General features: G+C 65.5%; 23 protein-coding genes, 1 tRNA gene and 5 pseudogenes. 12 read left to right on the forward strand and 17 right to left on the reverse strand.

Annotated elements, in window-relative coordinates; translation table 11 throughout:
• Positions 1–9 precede the first annotated feature (9 nt).
• From ligD to ACV7JP_RS19085, 10 genes are all read right to left on the reverse strand, one after another.
• Complete coding sequence (ligD, locus tag ACV7JP_RS19040; protein ID WP_457797212.1) at positions 10–2,469, reverse strand: DNA ligase D; 2,460 nt, start codon at positions 2,467–2,469, stop codon at positions 10–12.
• Positions 2,470–2,472: 3 nt separating this feature from the next.
• The gene (gene ku, locus ACV7JP_RS19045; RefSeq protein ID WP_457797213.1) at positions 2,473–3,372 is read right to left on the reverse strand and encodes a non-homologous end joining protein Ku; all 900 of its coding nucleotides are present in this window, start codon (positions 3,370–3,372) and stop codon (positions 2,473–2,475) included.
• Between the two features lie 161 nt (positions 3,373–3,533).
• Complete coding sequence (locus ACV7JP_RS19050; protein ID WP_457797214.1) at positions 3,534–4,139, reverse strand: bactofilin family protein; 606 nt, start codon at positions 4,137–4,139, stop codon at positions 3,534–3,536.
• Positions 4,140–4,260: 121 nt separating this feature from the next.
• On the reverse strand, positions 4,261–5,202 hold the full coding sequence (locus ACV7JP_RS19055; protein ID WP_457797215.1) for a tyrosine recombinase: 942 nt from the start codon (positions 5,200–5,202) through the stop codon (positions 4,261–4,263).
• Between the two features lie 10 nt (positions 5,203–5,212).
• Positions 5,213–5,356, reverse strand: coding sequence for an oxidoreductase (locus ACV7JP_RS19060; protein WP_457797216.1), 144 nt, complete (start codon positions 5,354–5,356; stop codon positions 5,213–5,215).
• Positions 5,357–5,464: 108 nt separating this feature from the next.
• Positions 5,465–6,178: a L,D-transpeptidase gene (locus ACV7JP_RS19065; RefSeq protein ID WP_457797217.1), complete on the reverse strand. Its 714-nt coding sequence runs from the start codon at positions 6,176–6,178 to the stop codon at positions 5,465–5,467.
• Between the two features lie 282 nt (positions 6,179–6,460).
• Positions 6,461–6,685: a hypothetical protein gene (locus ACV7JP_RS19070; protein WP_457797218.1), complete on the reverse strand. Its 225-nt coding sequence runs from the start codon at positions 6,683–6,685 to the stop codon at positions 6,461–6,463.
• Between the two features lie 329 nt (positions 6,686–7,014).
• Positions 7,015–7,644 (reverse strand): septation protein A, encoded by a 630-nt coding sequence (locus ACV7JP_RS19075; RefSeq protein WP_457797219.1) that lies wholly within the window; start codon positions 7,642–7,644, stop codon positions 7,015–7,017.
• Positions 7,645–7,650: 6 nt separating this feature from the next.
• On the reverse strand, positions 7,651–8,715 hold the full coding sequence (gene ftsY, locus ACV7JP_RS19080; protein ID WP_457797220.1) for a signal recognition particle-docking protein FtsY: 1,065 nt from the start codon (positions 8,713–8,715) through the stop codon (positions 7,651–7,653).
• Positions 8,716–8,961: 246 nt separating this feature from the next.
• A complete protein-coding gene (locus ACV7JP_RS19085) occupies positions 8,962–9,945 on the reverse strand; it encodes a beta-ketoacyl-ACP synthase III (RefSeq protein ID WP_457797221.1) in 984 nt (327 codons plus the stop codon).
• 472 nt (positions 9,946–10,417) lie between these two features.
• Here ACV7JP_RS19085 and rimO point away from each other — a divergent pair, with 472 nt between their 5' ends.
• Positions 10,418–11,767 (forward strand): 30S ribosomal protein S12 methylthiotransferase RimO, encoded by a 1,350-nt coding sequence (gene rimO / locus ACV7JP_RS19090; protein WP_457797222.1) that lies wholly within the window; start codon positions 10,418–10,420, stop codon positions 11,765–11,767.
• Positions 11,768–11,895: 128 nt separating this feature from the next.
• On the opposite strand, the gene ACV7JP_RS19095 is transcribed toward rimO, so the two are convergent.
• Positions 11,896–13,041, reverse strand: a complete 1,146-nt coding sequence (locus tag ACV7JP_RS19095; protein WP_457797223.1) for a hypothetical protein — start codon at positions 13,039–13,041, stop codon at positions 11,896–11,898.
• A gap of 650 nt (positions 13,042–13,691) precedes the next feature.
• Between ACV7JP_RS19095 and ACV7JP_RS19100 the strand changes: the two genes are divergently transcribed.
• Entirely contained in the window at positions 13,692–13,988 is a 297-nt protein-coding gene (locus tag ACV7JP_RS19100; protein ID WP_457797224.1) for a hypothetical protein, read from the forward strand.
• A gap of 15 nt (positions 13,989–14,003) precedes the next feature.
• Here ACV7JP_RS19100 and ACV7JP_RS19105 read toward each other — a convergent pair whose 3' ends face one another.
• From ACV7JP_RS19105 to ACV7JP_RS19115, 3 genes and pseudogenes are all read right to left on the reverse strand, one after another.
• Positions 14,004–14,615 (reverse strand): nicotinate-nucleotide adenylyltransferase, encoded by a 612-nt coding sequence (locus ACV7JP_RS19105; RefSeq protein ID WP_457797225.1) that lies wholly within the window; start codon positions 14,613–14,615, stop codon positions 14,004–14,006.
• Positions 14,616–14,876: 261 nt separating this feature from the next.
• Positions 14,877–15,168, reverse strand: a pseudogene (locus ACV7JP_RS19110) (GIY-YIG nuclease family protein).
• A 211-nt stretch (positions 15,169–15,379) separates the two neighbouring features.
• Entirely contained in the window at positions 15,380–16,675 is a 1,296-nt protein-coding gene (locus ACV7JP_RS19115) for a glutamate-5-semialdehyde dehydrogenase (RefSeq protein ID WP_457797226.1), read from the reverse strand.
• 111 nt (positions 16,676–16,786) lie between these two features.
• Here ACV7JP_RS19115 and ACV7JP_RS19120 point away from each other — a divergent pair.
• From ACV7JP_RS19120 to ACV7JP_RS19150, 7 genes and pseudogenes are all read left to right on the forward strand, one after another.
• Positions 16,787–16,862, forward strand: a tRNA-Glu gene (locus ACV7JP_RS19120).
• 895 nt (positions 16,863–17,757) lie between these two features.
• Entirely contained in the window at positions 17,758–18,096 is a 339-nt protein-coding gene (locus ACV7JP_RS19125; RefSeq protein ID WP_457799123.1) for a transposase, read from the forward strand.
• A complete protein-coding gene (locus ACV7JP_RS19130; protein ID WP_457797107.1) occupies positions 18,056–18,184 on the forward strand; it encodes a hypothetical protein in 129 nt (42 codons plus the stop codon). Before ACV7JP_RS19125 ends, ACV7JP_RS19130 begins: the two co-directional genes overlap by 41 nt.
• Positions 18,181–18,549, forward strand: a complete 369-nt coding sequence (tnpB, locus tag ACV7JP_RS19135; RefSeq protein ID WP_457797227.1) for an IS66 family insertion sequence element accessory protein TnpB — start codon at positions 18,181–18,183, stop codon at positions 18,547–18,549. The genes ACV7JP_RS19130 and tnpB overlap by 4 nt, the downstream gene beginning before the upstream one ends.
• A gap of 54 nt (positions 18,550–18,603) precedes the next feature.
• Positions 18,604–18,846, forward strand: a pseudogene (locus ACV7JP_RS19140) (transposase domain-containing protein); the annotation flags it as partial.
• A 279-nt stretch (positions 18,847–19,125) separates the two neighbouring features.
• Positions 19,126–20,133, forward strand: a pseudogene (gene tnpC, locus ACV7JP_RS19145) (IS66 family transposase); the annotation flags it as partial.
• A gap of 188 nt (positions 20,134–20,321) precedes the next feature.
• Positions 20,322–20,729 carry a hypothetical protein gene (locus ACV7JP_RS19150; RefSeq protein WP_457797228.1) on the forward strand — a complete coding sequence of 136 codons (408 nt, stop codon included), beginning with the start codon at positions 20,322–20,324 and terminating at the stop codon, positions 20,727–20,729.
• Positions 20,730–20,867: 138 nt separating this feature from the next.
• Here ACV7JP_RS19150 and ACV7JP_RS19155 read toward each other — a convergent pair whose 3' ends face one another.
• Positions 20,868–21,005 carry a hypothetical protein gene (locus tag ACV7JP_RS19155; protein ID WP_457797229.1) on the reverse strand — a complete coding sequence of 46 codons (138 nt, stop codon included), beginning with the start codon at positions 21,003–21,005 and terminating at the stop codon, positions 20,868–20,870.
• A 448-nt stretch (positions 21,006–21,453) separates the two neighbouring features.
• On the opposite strand from ACV7JP_RS19155, the pseudogene ACV7JP_RS19160 reads away from it, so the two are divergent.
• Positions 21,454–21,906 (forward strand): annotated as a pseudogene (locus ACV7JP_RS19160) (alpha/beta fold hydrolase); the annotation flags it as partial.
• On the forward strand, positions 21,822–22,424 hold the full coding sequence (locus ACV7JP_RS19165) for an alpha/beta hydrolase (RefSeq protein ID WP_457799124.1): 603 nt from the start codon (positions 21,822–21,824) through the stop codon (positions 22,422–22,424). The pseudogene ACV7JP_RS19160 and the gene ACV7JP_RS19165, both read left to right, overlap by 85 nt.
• Positions 22,425–23,216: 792 nt before the next feature.
• Here the strand turns inward: ACV7JP_RS19165 and ACV7JP_RS19170 are convergent.
• Positions 23,217–23,624, reverse strand: a complete 408-nt coding sequence (locus tag ACV7JP_RS19170) for a hypothetical protein (RefSeq protein ID WP_457797230.1) — start codon at positions 23,622–23,624, stop codon at positions 23,217–23,219.
• Positions 23,625–23,697: 73 nt separating this feature from the next.
• A protein-coding gene (locus tag ACV7JP_RS19175; RefSeq protein ID WP_457797231.1) for an IS5 family transposase occupies positions 23,698–24,457 on the reverse strand; the annotation gives its coding sequence in 2 pieces (ribosomal slippage) (positions 23,698–24,127 and positions 24,126–24,457; 762 coding nt in all).
• Positions 24,458–24,522: 65 nt separating this feature from the next.
• On the opposite strand from ACV7JP_RS19175, the pseudogene ACV7JP_RS19180 reads away from it, so the two are divergent.
• Positions 24,523–26,582, forward strand: a pseudogene (locus ACV7JP_RS19180) (AAA family ATPase); the annotation flags it as partial.
• Positions 26,583–26,592: the final 10 nt, after the last annotated feature.

Below are 26,592 nucleotides of genomic sequence, written 5' to 3' on the forward strand. Positions count from 1 at the left end.
CAACGCGGCTCACCGGCCGTCGGCGCGCATGAAGGCGACGGCGCCCGGCGCAATGGCTTGCCGCGTCGCGAAGAAGTCCTTCCACCCATCTTCGACCGTCGCCGCTGTGCGAATGTCGAAGGCGGCGGCGCTTTCAACCTCCGCCAGCGTCTTCCATGACAAAGGCGTCGCCACCGGCGCGCCGGCGCGGGCGCGCAGCGACCAGGGCAGGATCGCGGTCGCCGTCTTCTTGTTGCGCAGCCAGTCGATATAGATGCGTCCCATCCGTTTGCGCTTGCTCATATTGGCCACGAAACGGCTGGGCTCCTGCCGCGCCAGGCCGCGCGCAAAGCCCGCCGCGAAGACTTCCGTATCGGCGTAGCCGAGCGAGCGATCGAGCGGCAGCACAATATGGACGCCCTTGCCGCCGGTGACGAGCGGCCAGGATCGCAGGCCGATCTCTCCAAGATAGTCGCGAATATCCGCCGCCGCCCGGCAAACTTCCGTGAACGGCAGATCCTCATCCGGATCGAGATCGAAGACCATGCGGTCCGGCCGGTCGAGATCGCGCGCAAGCGACATCCAGCCATGAATTTCGACGGCCCCGAATTGCGCCGCCGTGTGCAGGCCGAGCGCGCCGTCGAGGGCGATATAGGGCTCGTCTCCGCTCTCCACCGTCAATATGCCGCGCGTCATGCCTTTCAAAGGATGGCGCTGGAAAAACAGCTCTTCGATATTCTCCGGCGCGCGCAACAGGCTGACGGGGCGATCGGCGAGATGCGGCGCCATGCGCGGGGCGATGGCGTCGTAATAATCCGCGATGTCGCCCTTGGCGATCCCGTCCGCCGGATAGACGACGCGGCTGGCGTGAGTGACGCGCGGAAGCTTCGGCGCCTGCGTTTGCTTGGCCACGGTTTTCGCCTTCCTATCCTCGCGCACGCCGAGAAAACGCGCTTGGCGCAACTGCCCGTCCATGGTCCAGCCGCCGAAGCGCACTTCCGCCGGAAAGGGCGTCGCGATCCAGACGGAGCTCTTCGGAATCTCATCGGCGGCGAGGAGCTTCGGCGCATCCTTCGCGCGCTTTTCCAGCAAAGGCTCCAGCGCGCGCCGGGTTCGCGCGTCATAGCCCGCTCCGATTCGGCCAACATAGCGGAGCCCTTCCGGCGTTTCCTTCGCGGCGATGAGCGAGGCGAAGGACGAGCTTTTCTCCGAGGGGCGATAGCCGACGATCAGCACATCCTCGCGGAAGTCGCCCTTGATCTTCAGCCAATCGGAGGTGCGGCCGCTGCGGTAGGGCCGGTCGCCGCGCTTGGCGATAATGCCCTCGGCGCCGGCCTGCGTCGCCTCGCGAAAGACGGTCGCGCCGTCGCCTTCAATGTAATCGCCGTAGCGAATGCCGCCGTCGCTTTTCGCGAGAAGCCGCTTCAGCCGCTCCTTTCGCTTGCGCAAGGGCTCGCCGCGCAAATCCTCCTCGTCGAGGATAAGCAGGTCGAAGGCCACGAACTCCACGCGCTCATTGCGCCCGGCTTCGAGCGCGGAAACGAGCAAGGCGAAATCGGAAACGCCCTTCTCGTCGAAGACCGCCGCCTCGCCGTCGATCAGCGCATTGCGGCAGGGAAGCGCGAAGGCGGCGCGCGCGAGATTCGGAAAGCGGTTCGTCCAGTCGAGCCCGGAGCGCGTGTAAACGACCGCGCCCCCCGCGCCCGTCGCAAGCTCCAGGCGATAGCCGTCATATTTCAGCTCGAAGATCCAGTCGGCGCCGGCGGGCGGCTTTTCCGCCGTTTCGCAAAGCTCAGGGGCGATGAATTTCGGGGTCGGCGCGCTCGCGATCGGCTTGTCGGACCAATAGGCCGGCGTCGCGGCCTCTTTGGCGCGCCCCGCCGGCGCCTTGCCGCGCCTGGCTTTCGCGCCCCGCTCGATCTCCTCCCGCGTGCGTCCCGTCGCGACGCTCGTGTCGTAAAGCTCCGTGAGATTCGCGTCCGCGGCGGCGTAAGCGTCGCGCTCCTTTATGAGCAGCCAGTTCTCGCCCTTGTCGCGCGTCTTCATGCGCACGAGCACATAGCCGCCCTTCATGCGCTCCCCATTGGCGAGGAACTTGATCTCGCCCTTCTCCAGCGCCGTCAGCGGATCGCCGTTCTGCGGCGCATAGGTCGCATTTTCCCACAGCATCACCGTGCCGCCGCCATATTCGCCCTTCGGGATCAGCCCTTCGAAGCCGCCGTAATCAAGCGGATGATCCTCGGTGCGCACGGCGAGGCGCCGGTCGGCGGGGTTGGACGAGGGCCCGCGCGTGACGGCCCAGCTTTTCAGCACGCCGTCCATTTCGAGCCGCAGGTCGAAATGCTCCCGCCGCGCGAAATGCCGCTGCACGACGAGACGCGGCGCGGAACCGCGCGAGGCGCCGCCCTGCGGCTCCGGCGTGACCGAAAAATCGCGCTTGGCGCGATAGGCGGCGAGCGCGCCGTCGTCTTTCCTCGCGCGCGCCGGCATGTCTTAAGCCCTTCGCCGCGCGGGCGTCTTCGAGGTTTTCGAAGACTTTGCGGGCGTCGCCTTCTTTGCGGGCGCCCTGCCCTTTTTCGGCGGCTCCGGCGGCGTCGCGCCGCCGCTCGTCGCGACCGAACGCTTCAGCGCCTCCATGAAATCGAGCACCTTGGCGCCGGGCTCGACATGCTCTTCCACAGGCACGGTCTCTCTTCGGCTGAGCTTCGCCTTCACGAGATCGCGCAGCGCCTCGGCGTAATGATTGCGGAACTTGGCGGCGTCGAAAGGCTCGCTGCGGCTCTCGATCAGATCCTCCGCCATCCGCACCATGTCTTCCCGTGGTTTTTCGCGCCCGATGGACGAGAAAATCTCATCTGCGTTCTTCAGTTCGCTTTCGTAACGGAGCGTGTCGAGCACGAGCCCCTGCCCCTCGCCCATGGGGAAAAGCGCGACGAGGTGCTCGCGCCCCCTCAGCGTGAGCTGGCCGATGCCGACTTTATGTTTCGCCCATAGCGCGTCGCGCAGCACGCGATAGCCTTCCTCGGCGACCTCGCCGTCCGGCAGCACATAATAGGGACGGTTGAAATAAAACGGCTCGATCTCGTCCGCATCGACGAATTGCGAGAGCTCGATCGTGTGGCGCGAGGCGAGCTTCAGCGAATCCAGCTCCTCGTCCTCCATGAAGACGTAATTGCCGGGCTCGACCTCATAGCCGAGGACGATGTCCTCCTTCTTCACCTCGCCTTTGCCGGGCGCGATCTTCTGGTAGCGGATGCGCTGCTTGGAATTGCGGTCCACCTGGTGAAAGCGGACCTCCGACTCGGCCTTTTCCGCCGCGACCAGCCGGACAGGGATCGAAACGAGGGCCAGGCGCAAATGACCCTTCCAGAAGGTTCGCGCCGACTCGGCCATGACTGAACTCCCGCACGCATTGCCTCCCCGTCTTTACATAAGGCGGCCGGCGGCGACGGCGCAGGGTCTCGACGCGGTCAATGCGCGGAGGCGCCCGAAAACAAAAGCGCCCGCCTTTCGAGAAAGGCGGGCGGCGGGATAATCTTGCGGGCGGCGGACGCTCAGGCGGAAGCGCGTCGGCTCGACATCGGCGCGCGCAGGACGTTGCGGCGCTCGGAATCGGTCTCGGTCGCGAGATAGACGGGACTCTTCGCGGGGCCGCTCCTGGCGGCGCGGACCGCCTCGTTCAGGCGGTCGAGAGAGTTGCCAGCCTTGGCGGCCGGCGCCGGCGCGGCGGCCTCGATGCGCTCTTGCGTGGCGGCCTTGCCTTGAATGGCGGGTCTGCCTTGAGCGACCGGCTTGGCGGCCGCGCGATAATCGTCGGCGGCCGAAAGGTCGCCGGTGACGACGGCGCCCTTCTCCAGCTCGATCTCGCCATATATGACGCGGCCTTCGACGCGGCCGGTCGCACGGACGATGAGGAGCTGCTTGATTTCGATGTGATCGCCGACCGAGCCGCTAATGTCGGCCTCGGTCGCGGAGACGCCGCCGCGAATCACGCCGGTCGCGCCGACGCAGACCACGCGCGCCGTGACGCCGCCCTCGATAGCGCCGTCGACGACGATCAGATCAGGCACGGAAATCTCGCCCTTGAGCGTCACGCCGCCGCCAATATAAACGACGTTCTCCTGATCCGGCCGGAAGCCCGCGCTTGTAGTAATGGCCATGCCTTTACCTGTCTCGTCCCTGAACATCTTCCGCGGGGACCATACGTTAACGAATCACATATCGCAATAAAAAGGATTATTCGCGGACCTTGGAAATTCAACTTCACATCGGCGCGCTCGTTTAGCGCGCATCGGACAGCGGATGCAGATCGCGCACCATGGCCCGCATCCGCTCGTCGAGGACATGAGTGTAAATCTGAGTCGTGGAGATGTCGGCATGGCCGAGCAGTTCCTGCACGACGCGCAAATCGGCCCCGTTTTGGAGAAGATGGCTCGCGAAGGCGTGGCGTAGCGCGTGCGGATGAATCTGCGCGGCCGAGAGCCCCGCGGCGGCGGCCAAGGTCTTCAGTTCACGCGCGAAAGCCTGGCGGGTCAGATGCCCGCTGTCGCTATCGGCGGGGAAAAGGAACGGGCCGCCGGCAAGCCCCGGCGACACGGCCTCGAGCAGCTTGCGGTAATCGCCCAGCGCGCGCTTCGCGCCGTCGGTCAGCGGGGCGAGGCGCTCGCGCCCGCCCTTCCCCTTCACCGTGATGAAGGGATCGCGCGCCCGCGCCGCGCTTTTCGGCAGAGAGACAAGCTCCGAGACGCGCAGGCCGGTCGCGTAGAGCGTCTCCAGCAACGCATGAAGCCGCGCGGCCTTCAGCCGCTCGCGCAATGGCCGCTTCTCGTCGTCAATCCCCTCGCGCGCCGTGGCAAGCAGGCGATCGACCTCCTCGATAGACATCACGCCGGGCGCGCTCCTGATCATGCGCGGCCCTTCAAGCGCGGCCGCCGGATCGTCGGGGCGATGGCGGTCGACATAGAGGAATTTGTGGAATTGGCGGATCGCCGAGACGCGCCGCGCCACCGTCGCGGTCGACATGCCGCGCGTAGCGAGATCGGCGAGATAGGCGCGCAGGCCGTCCGTCGCGACGTCGCCCGGCCCGGAGCCGGCGCCTTTCAGAAAGGAGATGTAATCGGCAAGGTCGCGCCGATAGGCGTCGCGCGTGTTGAGCGCCGCCCCGCGCTCGGCCGCAAGCATCTCAAGAAAAGCGTCGAGCTGGCGATGGGCGCTCCCGCTCATGGCGCGCGCCTCATTTGTTGAGGCGCTGGGCGGGGATCGTGTAGCTCATCTCGCGCGGCTGCGGCGTCACGAAGGACACGACGGCGATCATCGCGCCGTAAACAAGCGCGACGATCGCGGCGACAATGGCAAGGAAGCGGAGAAGACTCGGCAAGGAAGAGACTCTTCGGCAAAGACCGCAATTCAGCTATCGCCCGAAGCGCCGGCGATTGCAACCGGCGCTTTCGGCCTTCGGGCGCGGTTTACGTCGGCGGTCTGCGCCTCAGCGCACAACCACGCGCGCGCCCACCGGCACGCGATTATAAAGGTCCACCACGTCGTCATTCATCATGCGGATGCAGCCGGAGGAGACGTTCTGGCCGATCGTGTGCGGCTCGTTCGTCCCGTGGATGCGATAGAGCGAATTGCCGAGATACATGGCGCGGGCGCCGAGCGGATTGGCCGGGCCGCCCTCCATATGGCGCGGCAGGTCGGGACGGCGCGCCAGCATTTCCGCGGGCGGCGTCCAGTCCGGCCACTCGGCCTTGCGGCTGATCGTCTTCACGCCCGACCATTCGAAGCCCGGCCGGCCCACGCCGATGCCGTAGCGCGTCGCCTTTCCGCGTCCATGGACGAGGTAGAGGAACTTGTTGGGCGTATCGACCACGACCGTGCCCGGCGCTTCGGAGCCGCCGTAATCGACCTCCGCGCGCATATAGATCGGGTCGATCGCGCGCTGGACCTCCGCCGGCTGCGGGGCATAGGCGGCGAGATGCGCGCCAGCCTGGGGACGAGCCGGCGGCGTGGCGTAGCGCACAGGCCCCGGCTCGCCGACCAGCGCCTCGATCAGGCCGCCGCCGAGCGGGCTCTGCTGCTGATAATAGCCGCCATAACCCGGCGCGGCCGAGAGGACGGGTTTGGCCTGCGCCGAGCCGAGAAGAAGCGCCGCAATGGAGGCCGAGGTCGAGAGCCGAAAGAAAACGGACCGCTTAGACATGACGAGAACCGCTATTGCGCGCGCCATTTGTTGGGAGGACGGCGCGATTGACGATGGGTCTCATCATATACGGCTAATTTTTACGGTAAATTGTAAGCAATTGTCGTGGTTAGCAATTAGGAAAACCAACGAATGCTTGGTTAGCCCCCGATGAATATTAATGATGAAAAATAGGTTGAGAGCGTAGGCGCGGCTATCGGCAGACGACCGAGGCCGCCCGCGCAAATGCGCGGGGGCGGATCATGCGAGACGGCGCCCCGGGAGGAGGCCGCCCTTGCGATCTCAATAATCGCCGCTGCCGACCAGCGGATGGATGCCGCTGCTGCTGCTGTTGCCGCCGCTCTTGCTCTTTTTCGCCGCCTGCGGCTTGCCGCCGCCGCGCTTCGCGACCTGGAGGATGGAATCCTCTTTCGAGACTGACAGCGCGCCGGGGGCCGGCGCCGGCAACGCGGAGGCGACCGGCGCGCCGATGGCGCAAACGAAGATCGCGGCAAGAAAATAACGCATTTGCTCACTCCCCTCGAGGCGAGAACGCCCCCGCCGCATTGAAAGCTAGCACAATCCGACGCGCTTGGGAGTCGCGACGGCCCTGTCCGCCAGGGCAATCGGGTGAACGCCGGGCATGAGCGAATCCCTCCCCTTTACGGGTAGGGCGGCCCTGCGAAGCAGGGCCGGGCGGGGTAAAGCCCCACCAAATATAATGGCGGCGCGAACCCCATCCGGCGGTCCTTCGACCGCCGATCTCCCCGTAAAGGGGAGGTATATTGGGCGGCCAACCATCCGAGATTGTCGTTCGCCGATCGCCCTGCCCTCGCTCCGGGAATGCGGCGGCGGCGTTAGAAATGCGACTCCGCGTCTTCCTCCTCCGCCGGAATCTCATGCTTCATGATGAGCGGCGCCTGTGCGATGGCGAAGAGGATGGTCAGGGGCAGAATGCCGAAGACCTTGAAATTCACCCAGTCGTCCGTCGTCAGGATGCGGCGCACGACCTCATTGAGGCCGGCGAGGCAGAAGAAGAACAGGCCCCAGCGCCAGGTCAGCTTTCGCCAGCCGGCGTCGTCAATATGGATCGCCATGTCGAAGACGATCGGCAGCAGGAGCTTGTTGAAATAAAGCGCGCCGATCAGCGCCGAGCCGAACATGGAATAGAGGATCGTGACCTTCAGCTTGATGAAGGTCTCGTTTTGAAGGAAGACGGTCAGGCCGCCGAAGACCAGCACCAATATCGCGGTGACGACCGGCATGGCCGGCAAATGCTTGGTGATCGCCCATGAAACGGCGAGGGTCAGAAGCACGCCCGCCATCAGCACGCCCGTGGCGTAGAAGATGCCGAACTTGCCGTTCACGACGAAGAAGACGATGAGCGGCCCCAGTTCGAGCGCGATTTTCAGCCAGGGATCGAGTTTCTTCTTCGGGGCGGCCGGCTGCTCAATGGGCTTTATCCGGGTCGTCGGTTCCTGCGTCATTTTATCTTAGCTTTCCGGCGCCGCCTCCGGCGCTTCGTTTTCGTCCAGGCCGGCGATCGCGCGCGCGAAATCACGGGCGGTGAAGGGTTCGAGGTCGTCCTGGCCCTCGCCCACGCCGATGAAGTGGATCGGCAGGCCATAGGCCTCGGCGATGGCGACGAGAATGCCGCCTCGGGCCGTGCCGTCGAGCTTGGTCATCACAAGGCCGGTGACGCCGGCGACGCGCCCGAAAATCTCGACCTGCTGGAGCGCGTTCTGGCCGACCGTGGCGTCGAGCACCAGCAGCACCGCATGGGGCGCGTCCGCCTCGGCCTTTTTCATCACCCGGACGATTTTTTCAAGCTCCGCCATGAGCTCGGCGCGGTTTTGAAGGCGTCCGGCGGTGTCCATCAGCAGAATGTCCGCGCCCGTCTCCCGCGCGCGCTTGATGGCGTCGAAGGCGAGGCCGGCGGCGTCGGCGCCTTCCTTGCCCGCGACGACCTCGGCGTCGAAACGGGCGCCCCAGATCTTGAGCTGCTCGACGGCGGCGGCGCGGAACGTGTCCCCCGCCGCAAGCACCACTTTCTTGCCCTCTCCAGTCCATTTGGAGGCGAGCTTGGCGATGGTCGTGGTCTTGCCGGAGCCGTTGACGCCGACGACGAGGATAATGAACGGCTTCTTCGTCTCGTCGATCTCGAAGGGCTGCGCGACGGGCGTCAGCGTCGCCTCGACCTCATTGGCGAGGATGGCGCGCACCTCGTCCGGCGCGATGTCCTTGTCGTAGCGCGCCTTGCCGACCGCCTGGGTGATGCGCGTCGCCGCGCCCACGCCCAGGTCGGCGCGCAGCAGCACGTCCTCGAGCTCCTCGAGGGTCAGCGCGTCGAGCTTGCGCTTGGTGAAGATGTCGGCGACGCCCTGGGTGATCGCCTGCGACGTGCGGGCCAGCCCGCCCGACAGGCGCTGCCACCAGGAACGCTTGGGCGCCTCCTCCGCCTCCGCCTGTGGCGCGTCGGCCTTGGGCTCCTGGCCGCCCTTGCCAAAGAGGCGGGCGAACATGCCGCGCTTTTTAGACCCGTCTGCGTCCGTGCTCATGCGTCCCTCGATCGGCCAAAATGCCTACACTAGTCGGGACTAAAGGGCCAGCGCGGTCGGAAAGATCGCGGCCTTTGACTAAATATCAGCCGAAAGTATGCGGAGCTTTGCCGCAAATAATTGGCAGGCCGCGCTTTTCTCTTTCAAGGCGCCGCCTAGACTGTCAAGGCGGGATCGCGTTGCGGCGGCGTATCTGCCGTATGGGTTCCGCGGGGCGGGCCGCGATGAGCGGCTCGCCCCACATTCTCACCACCTCAGCGCCACGCCGCCCCAGGTCATGCCCGCCCCGATCGCCATCATGGCGATGACGTCGCCCTTTTCGAGCCTTCCGGCGCGGTTGGCCTCGTCGAGCGAGATCGGCATGGAGGCGCTCGACGTGTTGCCGTAGCGGTCGATATTGATCCAGCATTTCTCGCGCGGGACGCCGAGATTTTCGAGCGCCGACTCGATGATGCGCTGATTGGCCTGATGGCAGATCACATGGTCGACGTCGCCGGGCGCGAGGCCCGCCTTGGCGAGCGTGTCCGCCACGACCTCGGGCAGGAGACGGACCGCGACCTTGTAGACCTCGCGGCCGCGCATCTTGATCTTGCCGTCGGTTCCGGCCGCGAGCTCGGGCGTTATCGGGACGCGGCTGCCCCCGCCGGGAATATTCAGAATGCCGGTCAAGGTCCCGTCCGTGCGCAGGGTCGCGGCGAGGACGCCATGCCCCTCCTCTTCCGTCGCGCCGAGAAGGATGGCCCCCGCCGCGTCGCCGAAGAGCACGCAGGTCTCGCGATTTGTCCAATCCACGACGCGGCTCAGCGTTTCCGCCCCAATGACCAGCGCCTTCCGCACCATCCCGGACCGAATGAACTGATCCGCCATCACGAGCCCGTAGAGCGAGCCGGCGCAGGCGGCGCCGACGTCAAAGGCGAAGGCGTTGGGCGCGCCGATCTTCGCCTGGACATAAGAGGCGCAGGAGGGCGTGGGCGTATCGCCCGTGACCGTGCAGACTACGATCATGTCGACCGCCTCGCCGGCGACGCCCGCAAATTCCAGCGCCTTGCGCGCGGCGGCGGCGGCGAGGTCGGATGTCGCCTCGTGATCGGCGGCGATACGGCGTTCCCGGATGCCGGTGCGGCTGACGATCCATTCGCCGTTGGTGGCCACCATTTTCTCGAGATCGGCGTTGGTCAGCACGCGCTCGGGCGCATAGGAACCGGTTCCGAGAACAATCGCGTTCGGCAAGGCGGGGTCTTTCCAGAAGGCCGGCGTCGGCTCGGCGTTAACGGGCGCCGGCGCGTTTTGGCGCGCGGCAGGCTCCGGCGCGGCTATTCATAGTGGCGCGGCGGGGAAGCGCAAATCGTTTTTTGCGCTGCGCATAAACTTATGTTTATAAGAAGCTTTCTTATCCACCGCCGACTTGGCCGCGACGCCGCGCCTTTTATTTCGGCGGCCGAATCCGCGCTTTTGAAACCTTTTTTTAACGGGCTGAAAACTATTAACGAGAGGCGCGGCGTCATCGTCGCCGCGCTTCCCGTTTCCGAATTTCAGCCGCCCTGCCGCGCGTCCCTCCTCCGCGCGCCCGTTGGAGTTTTGCGTCCATGACCCACGCCCTCGTCTTCGCCGCCGTCGCCCTTTACGCCCTCGTCGGCGCGCTCATCTCCTAGCTTCTTTCGCCCCGATTGCCTTCCGCGTCGCGCCATGGCAATCCGGCGCGATGCAGGAAGACCAGAATCCGGCCGCCGCCCCGCGCGTTTCCTTCGTTTCGCTCGGCTGTCCCAAGGCGCTCGTCGACAGCGAGCGCATCGTCACCCGCCTCCGCGCGGAGGGCTATGAGCTCGCGCGGCGCCATGAGGGCGCCGACGTCGTCGTGGTCAACACCTGCGGCTTTCTCGACAGCGCCAAGGCCGAGTCGCTCGAGGCCATCGGCGCGGCGCTCGCGGAAAACGGCAAGGTCATCGTCACCGGCTGCATGGGCGCGGAGCCGGAAGCGATCACCGCGCGCTTCCCGGACGTGCTCGCCGTCACCGGCCCGCAACAATACGAAACGGTCGTCGAGGCCGTGCATCGCGCCGTGGCGCCCGCGCACGATCCCTTCCTCGATCTCGTGCCCGAGCAGGGCGTCAAGCTGACGCCGCGCCACTACGCCTATCTGAAAATCTCGGAAGGCTGCGACAATAGCTGCGCCTTCTGCATCATCCCGCATCTGCGTGGCCCGCTCGTATCGCGTCCGGCGGCCGACGTGCTGCGCGAGGCGGAAAAGCTGGTGCGCGCCGGCGTGAAGGAACTGCTCGTCATCTCGCAGGACACGAGCGCCTATGGCCGCGACCTTCGCTATGCGGAAAGCGCCTTCGGCGATCGCGCGGTGCGCGCGCGCTTCCTCGACCTCGCAAAGGAATTGGGCGAACTCGGCGCCTGGGTGCGCCTGCATTACGTCTATCCCTACCCCCATGTCGACGAGGTCGTCGAGCTGATGGCGGAGGGAAAAGTGCTGCCCTATCTCGACATCCCCTTCCAGCACGCCGCGCCGAATGTGCTGAAGGCCATGAAGCGCCCCGCGAATGAGGAAAAGACGCTGGCGCGCATCAAGAATTGGCGCGCGGCCTGTCCGGACCTCACGCTGCGCTCGACCTTCATCGTCGGCTTTCCCGGCGAAACGGAGGAAGATTTCGAGACGCTGCTGCAATGGCTGGACGAAGCGGAAATCGACCGCGCCGGCGCCTTCAAATATGAGCCGGTCGCCGGCGCCCCCGCCAACGATCTCGGCCTCTCCCTCGTCCCGGACGAGGTGAAGGAGAGCCGCTGGAAGCGCTTCATGGAGAAGCAGCGGCAGGTGAGCGCGCGGCTGATGAGGCGCAAGGTCGGCAAGCGCCTTCAGGTCATTATCGATGAAGCGGGCGGCGGCCCCTCCGGCGCGCTCGCCAAGGGCCGCACCAAGGCCGACGCGCCCGAGATCGACGGCGCGGCCTTCGTCGAGTCGCGCCGCCCGCTGCGCCCTGGCGATATCGTGTCGATCAAGGTCGAGCGCGCCGACGCCTACGACGTCTATGGCCCGGCCGCAGGGTAATCGGGCGAAGGCCGGCCAATACCTCCCTTTTACGGGGTGGCCGGCGACCGCTGGCCTCTTGCTCGCGTCTGCCGTCATCATTGCGAGCGAAGCGAAGCAATCCAGAGGCCGCGCAGCGAATGAACAGGCTACCAGGAACGCGCGTCGCGCGCGGGCGGAGGGGCGTCGTCCTGTTGCTCCGCATAGGTTTCGACGCCGCTCTTGATGGCCTCGGCGATGGCGGGCATGTAGGCCCGCGAGGCGCAAAGATAAACCGCCAGCGTCGCGGCGAGCGCAACAAGGACGACCGCCGACTCGCGCCGGCTCATCGGCGCGAGAGTCTCTTGCGGCGGCGTGGGCGAGAACAGGCCGACGAGCCACACGACTCCGAGAAAGGCGAGAAGGCCGCCAAGCTCTCCGGCCCCGCCCCATTCGGCGACGGCAAAGGCGAGCGCCGCGCAGATCGCCGCGATCGCGGCGAGGCGCGCGCCGCGTCCGTCCGCGAGCGCGGCGACGACCCTCGCGCCGTCGAGCATGCCGAGCGGCGCGAGATTATAGAGGTTGAGCGGTATCGACACCGAGGCGAGGCCGACCGCGATCACGCCGATCGCCGTTTTCAGGGCGCCGGGCTCGGCTTCGAGTTCGAGAAAGTCCAGCCCCCATGGCAAGGCGGGCATGAGCGCCAGAATGAAGAGCGCCGAAAAGGCGGGCCCCATCAGCGCGATCACCGCCTTCTCGAAGCGCGACCCGGACGGCCGCGCGCCGATCGTGGCGCCGCCGAAGAACGGCACGAAGACGATGCTGGCGTCGGCGTGCCCGTACCAGCGCATCGCCAGCCAATGTCCCAATTCGTGAATGAGGATCGCCAGCTCCAGCAGGATCGCGACGAGGAGGCACGCCCATCCGAGGCCCGGATTGAAGGCGCCGATGAGGAGAGCGGAGGCGCCGACGGCCGCGACGGCGAGAAGAGCCCCGGCGCGGCGGCTCAGAACGGCGCTTCTCGGAGGCGGCGGCGCGCCCTCGCAATGCGTCCGCAAATGCTGGCAATAGCGGTCGTAATAGCCCTGCATGGCGAAATGGCCGAAAAGGCCGCGCACGCATTGGCTCACCTGCTGATCGAGGAGCGTCGCGCCGCCCTGCGGCGTGAAACGCGCCCAGGCCTGCACCGCGTTGACGCCCAAGGCGGGCGCGCCGTCGATCGACTCGATCTCGCTTTCGTAGAAAGCGTGCGGCTCCAACCGGCGGACGCGCGAGACGACAAGCTTGTAAGGCGCGGTCGAATTTGCGCCGCGCACAAGCGCCTCGTGGCGCTCATCCCCGACAAAGCCCTGCTCGCCAATATCACGAAGCGCCCCCAGCCGCCTTCCGGCGACGGCTCCAGCAGATAGGCCGACCAGATCTTTTCGGCGGGCGCCTGGATCAGGACGCTGTTTCGGAAAAGGCGACGTCCAAGCGGCGCCAGGAACATGATCCACCAGGCGCCGAATCCGACGGCGAGCCAGACGAGCGCATCGGCAAGTCCGGTCCAAAACGCCGAGTCAGCGAAGGATTTCCAGAACTCCATTTGACGAAACTCCTTTTCTCGAATGCGAGGCGCGCGGCGGACCGGATGCGCGAGCGAATATTGGGCGCTTTCGCGTCGCCACGCGGTGCGACGGGACACGCGCGGAACGTCCTCGATCCGGCGGCCATTCCGGTGCCGCTCAAGCGCCCCGACGGCCTTCCGCTCGCCGGATAGGGCTTCGGCCTTTCATCGACCGCCCGAGTTGCGCTCAAGGTTATTTCGCCTTTCCCCGGATTTGGCCGCTCTTTGGCGAGAAACGCCTGCTGCGCGGGGATGGCGGAGCGCCTATGTCTTGGAGTCGGAGGCGCGGGAAAGCGTCTCTGGCGCAACCGAGCGGTCTGACCCATATTGGGGCCGAGGAAAACGCGCAGGAGCGGAAAAATGACCGAGGAACCAAGAGACAACGGCCAGCAGGATCAGAAGCCCGGCCGGAATCCGCCGCCGACGCTGCTCATCCCCAAAAGCTTCTTCTACATTGTCGGCGCGATCGTCGTGGGCTCCTTCCTGCTGACGCTCTTCGTGCGCAATCCCTATACGCAGTCGGTTCACGAGGGCGGCAATTTCTACGAGAACGCCACCGACAATTCGCTGATGATGTGGGTCGCCATCTTCATCGGCATTCCGGCGAGCTTCTGGGCCTATAAGCGCTGGATCATCCCGCTCTTCGAGAAGAAGTGATCGGCGCGGACGCCTCTATCGGCGTCCCGCTTTGCGGCGCAGCTCCGTCGATGAGGACGGGTTGCGCGGCCCGTGCAGATAGACGAAAGCCGGCGGCCGCGCCGCGGCGAGGAGCGGCGCATCCTGCTCCTCCAGGCGCGCGCCGGGAAATCTCAGCGCGGCCTTCGCGCTCGCGGCTTTCAGCGTCGCGCCCGGCCGGTCCACGATCGCGACCGGCGTCGTGCGAAGAATTTCCTCCCAGTCCCGCCAGCGATGGAATTGGAGAAGATTATCCGCCCCCATGATCCAGACAAAGCGGACGTCCGGGCAGCGGGCATGGAGAAAACGCAGCGTGTCGGCCGTGTAGCGCGCGCCGATCTCGGCTTCCAGACCCGTGACGACGATGCGCGGATCGCAAGCGACCGCCCGCGCCGCCGCGATGCGCGCGCCGAGCGAAGCGAGCCCGCTTGTGTCCTTCAGCGGGTTGCCGGGCGTCACGAGCCACCAGAGCCGATCGAGCCGCAGCCGCCGCAGCGCCATGCGCGACGCCAGCACATGGCCCTCATGCGGTGGATCGAAGGAGCCGCCGAAGAGCCCGACGCGCATGCCGGGGGCGTGAGGCGGAAGACGGATAAAGGCGCGCGTCATAGGCAGGCGTCAAAGGGTTGCCGCGACGGCGTCATTCCCGCGAAAGCGGGAATCCAGCGCAAGGATGACGCCCCAGGACGTCGCCCTGGACTCCCGGTCGGGCCTTTGGCTCGCCGGGAACGACACGCAAGCGCAGGCAAGCCTCTTGTCATTCCCGACGTTCGCAGAGCGAGCGATCGGGAATCCAGAGCAATAACTCGCGCCGCCGGGCCTGGATTCCTAGCCCAGCCGATGGCCCACCAGAAATAATGTTTCGCAGCGTTAACAATTGAGTTCAAAATACAAGTCTTTCCATGTCGGATTAACGCTTTCGATAAGTTCGAGCTTCCATCGCCGCTCCCACTTCTTCAACTGCTTCTCCCGCGCGATCGCTTCGTTGATGTCGCCATGTTTCGTACCACACGAGCATATGGACGTTGTATCGCGAGGTGAAGCCAGGAAGCTGCTTCATCTTATGCTGATAGACGCGTCTCGCGAGATCATTGGTCACGCCGATATAGAGCGTCCCGTTTCGTTGGCTGGCAAGAAGATAAACGCAATAAGCGCGATCCATAGAAGCTCAATCCTGTCATCCCCGCGCTCGCACAGCAGGAGATCGGGAGTTCAAACGTAAAGGCGTCCGGGAACTTGCCCTGGATTCCCGGTCAGGCCTCCGGCCTGCCGGGAATGACACACAAACGCCGACCTCTTGTCGTTCCCGACGCTCGCAAAGCGAGCGATCAAGAATCCACTTGGGAATGCGCCTGGGCCAAGCCCGCGACATATTACCCCCTCACCTGCCCGTCCCCATGCACGCGATAATTGAACGAGGTGAGCTGCTCCACGCCGACAGGCCCGCGCGCATGCATGCGGCCTGTCGCGATGCCGATCTCGGCGCCGAAGCCGAATTCGCCGCCATCGGCGAATTGCGTCGAGGCGTTGTGCAGCACGATGGCGGAATCGACCTCCGACATGAAACGCCGCGCGACCGCGTCGTTCTTCGTGACGATGCAGTCGGTGTGATGCGAACCATAGGTCTCGATGTGATCGATCGCGGCCTCCAGCCCGTCCACGACTTTCGCGGCGATGATCGCGTCGAGATATTCGGCGCTCCAATCCTCCTCCGCCGCCGGCTTCACGCGCGCGTCGGCCGCTTGCGTCTCGGCGTCGCCGCGCACCTCGCAGCCGGCCTCGATCAGCATGGCGACGAGCGGCGCGAGATGCGTCGCGGCGCAGCCGCGATCGACGAGCAGCGTCTCCGCCGCGCCGCAAATGCCGGTGCGGCGCATCTTGGCGTCGAGCAGCACGCGTTTCGCCATGTCGAGATCGGCGTCCTTGTGCACATAGACATGCACGATCCCTTCGAGATGCGCGAAGACCGGCACGCGCGCCTCGTGCTGCACGCGCGCCACGAGGCTCTTGCCGCCGCGCGGCACGATCACGTCGATATTGCCGTCGAGCCCCGCCAGCATCGCGCCCACGGCCGCGCGGTCGGGCGTGTCGACGAGCGAGATCGCCGCCTCCGGCAGCCCCGCCGCCTTCAGCCCCGCGACAAGGCAGGCGTGAATCGCCCGCGACGAACGCAGGCTCTCCGAGCCGCCGCGCAGGATGGCCGCGTTCCCGGCCTTGAGGCACAGCGCCCCGGCGTCGGCCGTCACATTCGGCCGGCTCTCATAGATCACGCCGATCACGCCGAGGGGCGTCGACACGCGCTCGATGACGAGGCCGTTGGGCCGCTCGTAGCGCGCGAGCAGGCGTCCGACGGGGTCGGGCAGCGCGGCGATCTCCTCGACGCCGCGCGCAATCGCTTCGACGCGGCCGGGATCGAGCGTCAGGCGGTCGATGAAAGAGCCCGCCGCGCCGCGCGCCTTGGCGTCGGCGACGTCCAAAGCGTTCTCGGCGAGAATCGCCTCGTTCCGGCGCCGGATCTCGGCGGCCGCGACGCGCAGCGCCTCGTCCTTGACCGCCGCCGGCGCAAGCGCGACCGCCCGCGCGGCCTTGCGGGCGGCGCGGCCGAGGGCGAAAAGCGACGCCGTCAGCGCCTGCGCCTGAGGCGCGTCCTGGAAGAGCGTTTGGGTCATGGTCTCGGATCCGAAAACAGACCGTTGGCCTATCACGCCGAAAAGAAGCGCGAAAGCCGCCCGTCTTTACGCTTGCCGAGACGCTCGCGGCAGTCTATAGAGCGGCTCCCCGCTCCCTTCGTCTAGCGGTCTAGGACGTCGCCCTCTCACGGCGAAAACAGGGGTTCGAGTCCCCTAGGGAGCGCCACCTTTAAAATCAATGACTTGCGCACAAATCGGCAAGCCTCAAAATCGGCTTTTGTCCAAGATTTGTCCAATATACGGGTGCGGAGAATGACGCAGCAATGCGCAGTCAAGCGCCCCGGCCGCTCCCAACTTCACCTCGTCTCGCTCGCCCAAAACGGCGAGCCTAAAGAGAACGCTTCCGGAACGTGATAATTCTGATGCTCCGGCGGGGACTTATTGCACGGCATGCACGAATGTCGAACAAACACGCAACTTATAGGAATTGCTTTTTGATGGCGGACGTTTGGGCGTCACCTTTGCCGTCCCCGTCCCGCTCGCCATTTCGAGACAGGTTCGGCCGCGTTCTTAGATTGCTATGTCTACGATACCGCTGAAGGACGTTGGGTTCGGATATGTAATTGAACCTTGGGATGGCCGAGATAGGGCTTAGCATTTTCAGGGGCGCGGCTGCGCGCAAATTCTCTCGAAATCACCGCTCTTACTGTTAATAGCGCGCCGGCCCGGCGCGGCAGGCCGCGCACTTAAGCCGCCTCCGCAGCGACGGAACTTCCACTTTTCTTGGGGTAGCCTGCAGTCACGTTAGGCGCACTAACGACCTCGGTATCGGCGTCGGCAAGATCGTGATTCCCACAAGTCGCTAAAGGTTCTCGCTGGGCTATCGTATTTGTGCGCGAGAGAAATTTATGGCCTCGCTCGCGTCCGCTTTGCGGGGGCGGCTCGCCGTTTTTCGAACGCATTGGCGACGAGCCGCCTGCAACGATCCGACTCTTGCAGTGGCGTAGCGTGATCGTGATCCGTAAGCGCTGTTCTGCTCCCACCTGTTTTGAGCGAGCGGTAGGGACGATAATCGGAGCGATAGAGGGCTCCGACACATGTCGATTTCAGAGCGTAAACATATGCCGGAGCCTGAAGCGTTTCCGGCGCGGCGGATCGAGGTCTTCACGGGCTCGGGGCGTCGGAGGACGTGGGGCGCGGATCAGAAAGCGGCGATTGTCGCTGAGAGCTTCGCGGAGGGCGCGAGCGTTTGTGAAGTGGCGCGGCGGCATGGTCTGACGCCGCAGCAGCTTTACGTGGCGTCGTCAGGCGCGCAAAGAGACCGAGGCTCGCGAGGACGTAGGCGCGCCGCCATTGTTCGTTCCCGCAGTCACGCAAGGGCCTGCGCCCGCGCCGCTCACCAAACGCGAACGACGCGCTGTGCGCCAGGAAGTCGATTCGACGCCGACGATCGAACTTGAAGTTGATGGCGTCACGGTTCGGGTCGGACGCGGCGCGCAAGCAAAGACCATCGCTGCGGTGATCCGGGCGTTGAAAGCCGCCAAATGATCGGTCCGACGGGCGCGGTGCGCGTGATGGTGGCGACGAAGCCGGTCGACTTCCGCAAGGGCGCGGAGGGTCTCGCGGCGCTGGTGCGCGAGACGATACAGTGCGATCCCTTCGACGGCGCGATCTACGTCTTTCGCGCGAAGAGGGCGGACCGCATCAAGCTTGTCTTCTGGGACGGCACGGGTGTGTGCCTCTTCGCCAAGCGACTGGAGGACGGCGAGTTCCGCTGGCCGAAGATCGAAGACGGGGTGATGCGGTTGTCGGCGGCGCAATTTTCGGCGCTGCTGGAGGGGCTAGACTGGCGGCGCGTCACTGCGCGAAGGAGACGTCGGCGCCGGCCTTGTCGGGATGATGCGACACAGTGAATCAGGGCGTCGGAGAGCGTCGAAAGACGGCACAAAATATGGTCTTCTGCGTCTATGGCGCAGGCGGTCGAGACGCTTCCCGACGATCCTAACGAACTGAAGGCGATGCTCCTCGCCGAGCGGGCGCGCAACGATCGTCTCGTGCAGATCATCAAGGAGATGCAGCGCCATCGCTTTGGACGACGCGCCGAGACCCTTCCCGAAGACCAGATGCTGCTCGCGCTCGAAGAGGTCGAACAGACGGAAGCGGGCGCCGCCGCGGAGGAGGAAGCCAAGTCCGCCACCGAACGCGAGAAGGCGTCCAGAAAGCGCCGCACGAACCGTGGCGCGCTGCCTGCGCATCTCCCGCGCATCGAAACCATCGTCGACATCGAGGATAAAGCCTGTCCCTGCTGCAAGGGGCGCTCCATCAGATCGGTGAGGATGTCTCCGAGCGGCTCGACGTCGTGCCGGCGCAGTTCCGCGTGCTGGTGACGCGGCGTCCCAAATACGCCTGCCGCGCCTGCGAGGGCGCTATCGTGCAGGCGTCGGCCCCGGCGCGGCTGATCGAGGGCGGCCTGCCGACCGAGGCGACAATCGCCCATGCTGGTCTCCAAATACGCCGATCACTTGCCGCTCTATCGCCAAGCACAGATCTACGCCCGGCAGGGGATCGCCCTCGACCGTTCGACGCTCGCCGACTGGGTTGGCCGCGCCGCCTGGCATTTGCGGCCCGTGCACGAGCGGCTTCTGGAACACATCAGATCGTCGACAAAAATCTTCGCCGACGAGACAAGGGCGCCGGTGCTTGACCCCGGGCGCGGGCGCACCAAGACCGGCCAACTTTGGGCTTATGCGCGTGACGACCGGCCATGGGGCGGCGCCGATCCGCCAATCGCAGTCTATGTCTATGCGCAAAACCGAAAGTCCGAGCAGCCGCTCACGCATCTTGCCGGCTTCACGGGCGTCGTGCAGGTCGACGGTTACGCCGGCTATCGCGCGCTGACGCAGAAGAACAGCGTGTCGCTCGCCTTCTGCTGGTCTCACGTCCGCCGGCGCTTCTACGAACTCGCCGCAGCAGGTCCCGCGCCGATCGCCAGTGAGGCTCTGGCGCGCATCGGCGCGCTCTACGCCATCGAGAGCGACATCCGCGGGCAGAACCCGGACGACCGGCGCGCAGCGCGACAGGAAAAATCCCGCCCGATCCTCGACGCCCTCGAGCCATGGCTGCGCGAGAAGCTCGCGCTGATCAGCCAGAAGACCAAGCTCGCCGAGGCGATCCGCTACGCGCTTTCACGCTGGGACGGCTTGACGCGCTTTATCGACGACGGGCGCACCGAGATCGACTCCAATATCGTCGAGCGCGCGATCCGTCCCATTGCCCTCAATCGCAAGAACGCGCTCTTCGCGGGTTCGGACGGAGGCGGCGAAAACTGGGCGATCGTCGCGTCGCTCATCGAGACCTGCAAACTGAACGGCGTCGATCCGATGGCCTATATGGCCGATGTCCTCGCGAAGATCGTCGACGGACATCTCGCGAGCAAACTCGACGAGCTCATGCCATGGGCCTACGCGCAGCCGGTCGCTCTCAAACACGTGGCCTGAAAACAGCGGTTACCGTGATCCTCATGCCGTTCGCGGTCCTTAAAGCTTAGGCTGGAACAAGAAAATCGGGCTCGCGTTGCAGGGGAGGTCTGGGGCTTTGGCCGACAAGAACCCCTGGAGACGTGTCAATGACAAACTCACGTAAGATGATTACGACCGCGCTTGCCGCCACCATGCTAGTCAGCACGGTGTCCATCTCTACTCCGGCCTCCGCATGGGGCCGTTGGGGCTACGGCGGCGGCTGGGGGCACCGCCATGTTGGCTGGGGCGGCGGCTGGGGCCGCCACCATGGTTGGGGTCGCCACTATGGTTGGGGAGGCTGGGGTCATCGCCGTTGGGCGGCCTGGCGCCCTGGCTATGGTCGCTGGGGCTATGGCGCCGGCCTGCTAGGCGGCGTGGCGGCGGCGAGCTACCCATACGGCGCTTATGGCTCCGCCTGTGGCACTTACGGCATGGCCGCCCCCGCTACTTATGGCTATAGCGGCGGCTGCAACCCTTGCTGCGGCACTTATGGCGCTGCCTACCCCGCCACTTATGGTTATAGCGGCGGCTGCGGAGACGGCGGCGGGTTGTTCGGCATGGGTGGCCTATTCTAAACGGCCCGAATATTCCGCTTGCTCCACGCAAAAACGCCCCGCCGTTACATCCACGGTCGGGGCGTTCGTTTATCCGGGGCTTGCTTGGGGTTTGCGGATTGGACCAACGTATCAGCCGAACTTAGGAATGCAATGCAGTCACGCGGCGAGCGCCAGCGCCGTCTCCCGCCGCATCTTCGCCGCCGCCCATGACGTCGAGAGGCATTGCGACCACGACCAGCCCAGCCGCAGGCGCACACCGTCCTTGTAGCGGCGGTGAGCATAGCGGTTCGTCATCGGCGCCCCTCGCCGGCCGGGGGCCATCGGCTTGGAAACCGCCAGCCGCCGCGGCGGTCAGTCGGCGGCGTCTTACCTCCGCGCCAGTAGGAGGCCCACGCGTGCCACTCATCACTCGAGCGGGATCCACACTGAGATTGGAGTTTACGGGAGAGTGTTCACGCCTCGGCAGCCTCAGTGACAGGACTGTATCAGGGGATCGCATCGTCGCTACCTGATCGCAAGGGAATTGGTTTGCCCATCATGCAATTCGCCGATCCGCTTCGCCGTTGAAACACTGTGCTGCCCCGGGCGTTGAGCACTTTGGCATGAGGAGATGGGCATGAACTTGACCAAGCGAAAGACAGCGGAAAGCTGGAGCCCGACGAAGCGAGTCTCGATGCGGGCTCAAAATGCGCTCTTGGAAGCGCCCAGTCGAGCCGCCGGCGAAGGTGGCGTCACGTTCGGGATGGCGGCGATCGGCGTCGCTGCGTCGCTCGCGGCTCTGGCCTATTACAATATCCGTCGCACGCGGCAGGACGAACGCGACCATCCGCCGATCGGGCGCTTTCTGAACGTGGACGGCGTCCGCCTGCATTACATCGACAGGGGCAAGGGCGACGTGGTCACGCTCATCCACGGCAACCTCACGCTTGCCGAGGATTTCATCCTGAGCGGCGTCGTCGACAAGCTTGCGGAGCGTTACCGGGTCATCGTCTTCGATCGTCCCGGCTTCGGCTATAGCGAGCGGCCGCATCGCATCTGGACGGCGAGCGCCTATGCGGAGCTGTTGCAGAAGGCGTTTGCCCAGCTCGGCGTGGAGCGGGCGACGATTGTCTGCCACTCCTTCTCGTCGCTCATCGGACTGGACCTCGCGCTCCAGCATCCGTCTCTGGTGGAGGGCCTCGTCATCGTCGGCGGCTATTTCTACCCCACGGCCCGCGCCGACGTGTTCTTCATGTCCTTCACGGCCGTCCCGGGTCTGGGCGATGTGATGCGCTATACGACTTCCCCGCCGCTGACGCGGCTTTCCTGCCCGGCATTCTGCGCTGGCTGTTCTCGCCCGCGCCGATGACGGAGAGGTTCGAGCGTGGCTTCCCCAACAGCTTCGCGGCCCGACCGGTGCAGATCGGGGCGGAGTCGGAGGACGGCGTCCTCATGGTGGCCGCCGCCGCCAGGCTGCAGTCGCGCTATGGCGAGTTGAAGCTCCCGATCGTGCTGCTGGCGGGAGACGGCGACAAGATGGTCGATCTCGACCGCCAGTCGCGGCGTTTCCATGAGGAGGTCCCGCAAAGCGAGCTGATCGTCATTCCCGGGGCGGGCCACATGGCGCATCACACCGCGCCGGACAAGGTCGTGGCGGCGGTGGATCGGGTCACGCGGTCGCATCGGCCGGTGCCCGCCCGGACTACGGAGACACGGCGCGCATTCTCTACGTGAGATGAAACCGAGGCGGGCGGGCTCCTTGGCACCCGCCCGGCCGCAGGGATGTTGCCCTCCCAACGCGTCCTGCGTCAGGTGCGTAGTCACCACAAATTGTTGCCGGGTGCAGGGGCCTATTTGCACCCGCCGTGAGAGAGACCTTGCTCATGTCCATGATTTTTCGCCGCTTGAAATCGGGGCTTTTTCTGACGGGACCGAGTGAATCGTCGGTGCTCAGGTTCTTGTAAAATTGTTGCGATTCGGCTCAGGTGGCTACGGTGAGCCTCGGCGGGAGTTCACCACCAACGACGGGATAGGCGACGCATGGCCGCGCGCTGGCGACCATGCGCGCCTGCACGACGGCCGCGCGCGCCAGCCGATCGGAGGCTGCCCACGCCGTTCGAAGTGCCTGCGAAAACGTCCAGCCGAGGCCCCAACCCGCCCCAACTCTTGCTCTCTGTCCGCGTATCAGCGCAGCGCCTCCTCTCCGCCAATCGCGTCGCCAGGGCAGCCTTCTCCAGCGGGTTCATGGCAGCGACCCTCTCTCGCGTCCGGTCGTCTCGTTCGGCAAGCCGCCGCTCCAGGATGGCATAGGCCCGGCGCTCTCCCGCGTCGTGGTAGCCGTCCCAACGATCCACGCCGCAGTCTTCGTCCCGCTCGTCAGGATGCGCGAGGAAGATTTCCCCAGCCGCCTTCCCGAAGATGTCGGCAGTGACGACTTCGACCCACCAATGTTGCTTGTTCCCGGTGCCGCGCCCGCTGGCCACCAAACGAAGCGACCGCCCGTTGTGCTTGAAGACGTGGCCCTTCTTATATCCCAGCAAAGTGTCGAGGGACGCCTTCCTCTGGGAAGGGGTTTCCCCTTGATCGGGATAGCCCAGCCGTTCTCTTCGACGAAGCTGAGGAGGAAGCGCTGCCGTCGAATTCGCCAGCCTCCTTGCCAAGAGCGTTACTCACAAACGGATTGCCGCTGAGGCGGGGCTTGCTGCCGAACGTGTCAAACCAGCCACCGATGAAATCGGGCCAATCGCCCTCGTCAGACGAAGAAGCGTCGGCGGTCATGTCCAGATTCTGGAGGAAGCCGTCAACGCCAATGGTCTGGAGCAATCCACCCATGACGCGCGACCACTCTTCAAACGAAGGCAGGGGCTTGCCACGCCACTCCGGGCAGCCTTCATTGATCCAGTGGCGAATGAGCGTCAGGCAGGCAGCAACCAAATCCGCGCGGTTCTCCGGAATCCAGGTCTTCAGATTGCGCGTATACCCTTCGCGATCTAGGTCCTGTGGACAGTTACCTTAGCCAGAGGACGATGGCTGCGATGGTGACGACGGCGAGGTAATTCCTCGCTGTCTTTTCATATCTGGTTGCCACGCGCCTGAATTGTTTGAGCTTGCTGAAGCAGCACTCCACGAGATGACGCTGGGCATAGTGATGGGCGTCGAGCGGATGCTTTATGGCGCGGGATGGGTTGTTGGGAATGACCGCCTTCGCGTTCTTGGCTGCGATCGCATGGTGGAACGCGTCTGAATCGTAGGCTGTATCGGCCATGACGAGGTCCGCTGGCAGACCTTCGACAAGCGCAAGGGCTTGCGGTGAGTCGCCCGACTGGCCGGCGGTGAGGTGAAAGCGAACGGGACAGCCCAGGCCGCGCACGGCGAGATGGATTTTGGCGCTCAGGCCGCCGCGCGAGCGGCCGATGGCCTGATTTTGAGCCCCCTTTTGCGCCGCTGGCGTGCTGATGCGCCCGGACGATTGTGGAGTCGATGATCAGATATTCAAAGTCGGGATCGTCGGCCAGGGCCTTGAACACCCGCAACCACACGCCCTTTGCGCTCCAGCGGCTGAAGCGTCGAAACACGCTGTTCCACTCCCCAAAGGCCTCGGGAAGGTCGCGCCAAGGCGAACCCGTGCGCACCAGCCACAAGACGCCTTCCACGAACATGCGATTGTCGCGCCCAGTCGACCCGCACTGATCCGGGCGGCCGATGATCAAATCAGATATCCGGGCCCAATGCCGGTCCGTGAGAACCAGTCGTTCAGAGACGCCCAAGGCTTCCTCCACAAAAGAAGCCTTGAATCACGACGTCGCCGATTCGGGAATCGCTCAAGAGTCCACAGGACCTAGTCGTGCTCGGGGCGGACGGACGGGGCGAAGACCGCTTCACCACCCGCGACATGATCGAGGCCGAGCAGCGTCTGCACCGCGCCGCCGAACTCATGGCCGAGACGGAACGGCATGAGGTCGGTGACAGGGACCGCGAAGCCGCATTGGCGCGCGCCGAACAGCGCGGCCTTGTGCTTTCGGGGAGCAGGCCGAAGCGCTTACGCATGTCACGAACGGGCGCGATCTCGGCATCGTCGTCGGCTATGCCGGGACGGGCAAGAGCGCGATGCTGGGCGTGGCGCGCGAAGCCTGGGAAGCGGCGGGCTACGAGGTCCGGGGCGTGGCGCTGTCCGGCATCGCGGCCGAGAATTTGGAAAGCGGCTCGGGCATCGCATCACGCACCATCGCCAGCATGGAGCATGGTTGGGGACAGGGCCGCGACGTGCTCACTTCCCGCGATGTGCTTGTCATCGACGAGGCGGGCATGGTCGGCACGCGCCAGTTGGAACGGGTGCTATCCCATGCGGCCGAGGCCGGCGCCAAGGTGGTGCTGGTCGGCGATCTGCAGCAGTTGCAATCCATCGAGGCGGGCGCGGCGTTCCGCTCCATCCACGAACGCCACGGCGGCGCGGAGATCGGCGAGGTGCGCCGCCAGCGGGAAGATTGGCAGCGCGACGCCACGCGCGATCTGGCGATCGGCCGCACCGGCGACGCGATCCATGCCTATGACCGGCATGGCATGGTGCATGAGGCGCAAACCCGCGAGCAGGCGCGCGGCGATCTGATCGACCGCTGGGACCGCGAGCGGCATGCATCGCCCGACCAGAGCCGCATCATCCTCACTCACACCAACGACGAGGTGCGCGCGCTCAACGAGGCCGCGCGCGAACGGATGCGGGAAGCCGGCGATTTGGGCGATGACGTGCGCCTGACGGTGGAACGCGGTGCGCGCAGCTTCGCCAGCGGGGATCGGGTCATGTTCCTGCAAAACGAGCGCGGACTTGGCGTGAAGAACGGCACCCTCGGGACCGTCGTTGAGGTCGGCGAACGATCCATGTCCGTGCGCACCGATGACGGGCGTGACGTCAGCTTCGACCTCAAGAATTACGACCGGATCGACCACGGCTATGCGGCGACCATCCATAAGGCGCAGGGCATGACGGTGGACCGCACCCATGTTCTGGCGACGCCTGGCCTGGACGCCCACGGCAGCTATGTCGCCTTGTCGCGCCATCGCGACGGCATGGACCTGCATTACGGCCACGATGACTTCGCCGACCAGAACCGGCTCATCCGCACCCTGTCGCGCGACCGAGCCAAGGATATGGCGTCGGATTACGAGCGCGCCGATCCGGCGCAGGACTATGCCGAGCGGCGCGGGATCACCTTCCGCGAGCGCGTAGCCGAAATCGTGCGCAAGGTCGTGCCGGAGAAGGTGCGCGGCATGTTCGACGGGTTGCACCTGCCCACCGAGGGCGAGCAAGGGCCGGAAAGGAAGGTGGAGGAAGACCCGGCAGAAGCACTGCGCAAGGCCCGCACCAAGGCGCTCGTGCGTCATGCCCGCGCCGTGGATGCGATCTTCGAGATGCAGGAGCAAGGCGGCAGGGCCAGCCCGGAGCAGGTGAAGGAATTGCAGGAGTCCCGCGCAGCCTTCGAGGAAGTGCGGCCTCATGGCTCGCACGATGCCGAAGCTGCTTACAAGAAGAACCCGGAACTCGCCCAAGAAGCAGCAACGGGCCGGGTCAACCGCGCTATTCGCGCCCTCCAACTCGAAACCGAAATCCGCACCGACCCGGCCCGGCGCGCCGACCGCTTCGTGGACGATTGGCGGAAGCTCACCCGCGCCAGCGAGCGCCAGTATCAGGCGGGCGACATGTCCGGTTACAAGGCCACACGGTCGGCGATGGGCGACATGGCGAAAAGCCTGGAGCGCGATCCGCAGATGGAATCCCTGCTCGCCAACCGCAAGCGGGAACTCGGCATCTCATTCGACTCGGGCCGTAGCCTTGGCCGGGAACTCGCCTTCAGCCACGGCATCGACCTCGGCAGAGGGCTGGGTATCGGACTTTAGAACTATCCTA

It is taken from the genome of Methylocystis sp. S23, assembly GCF_054106005.1.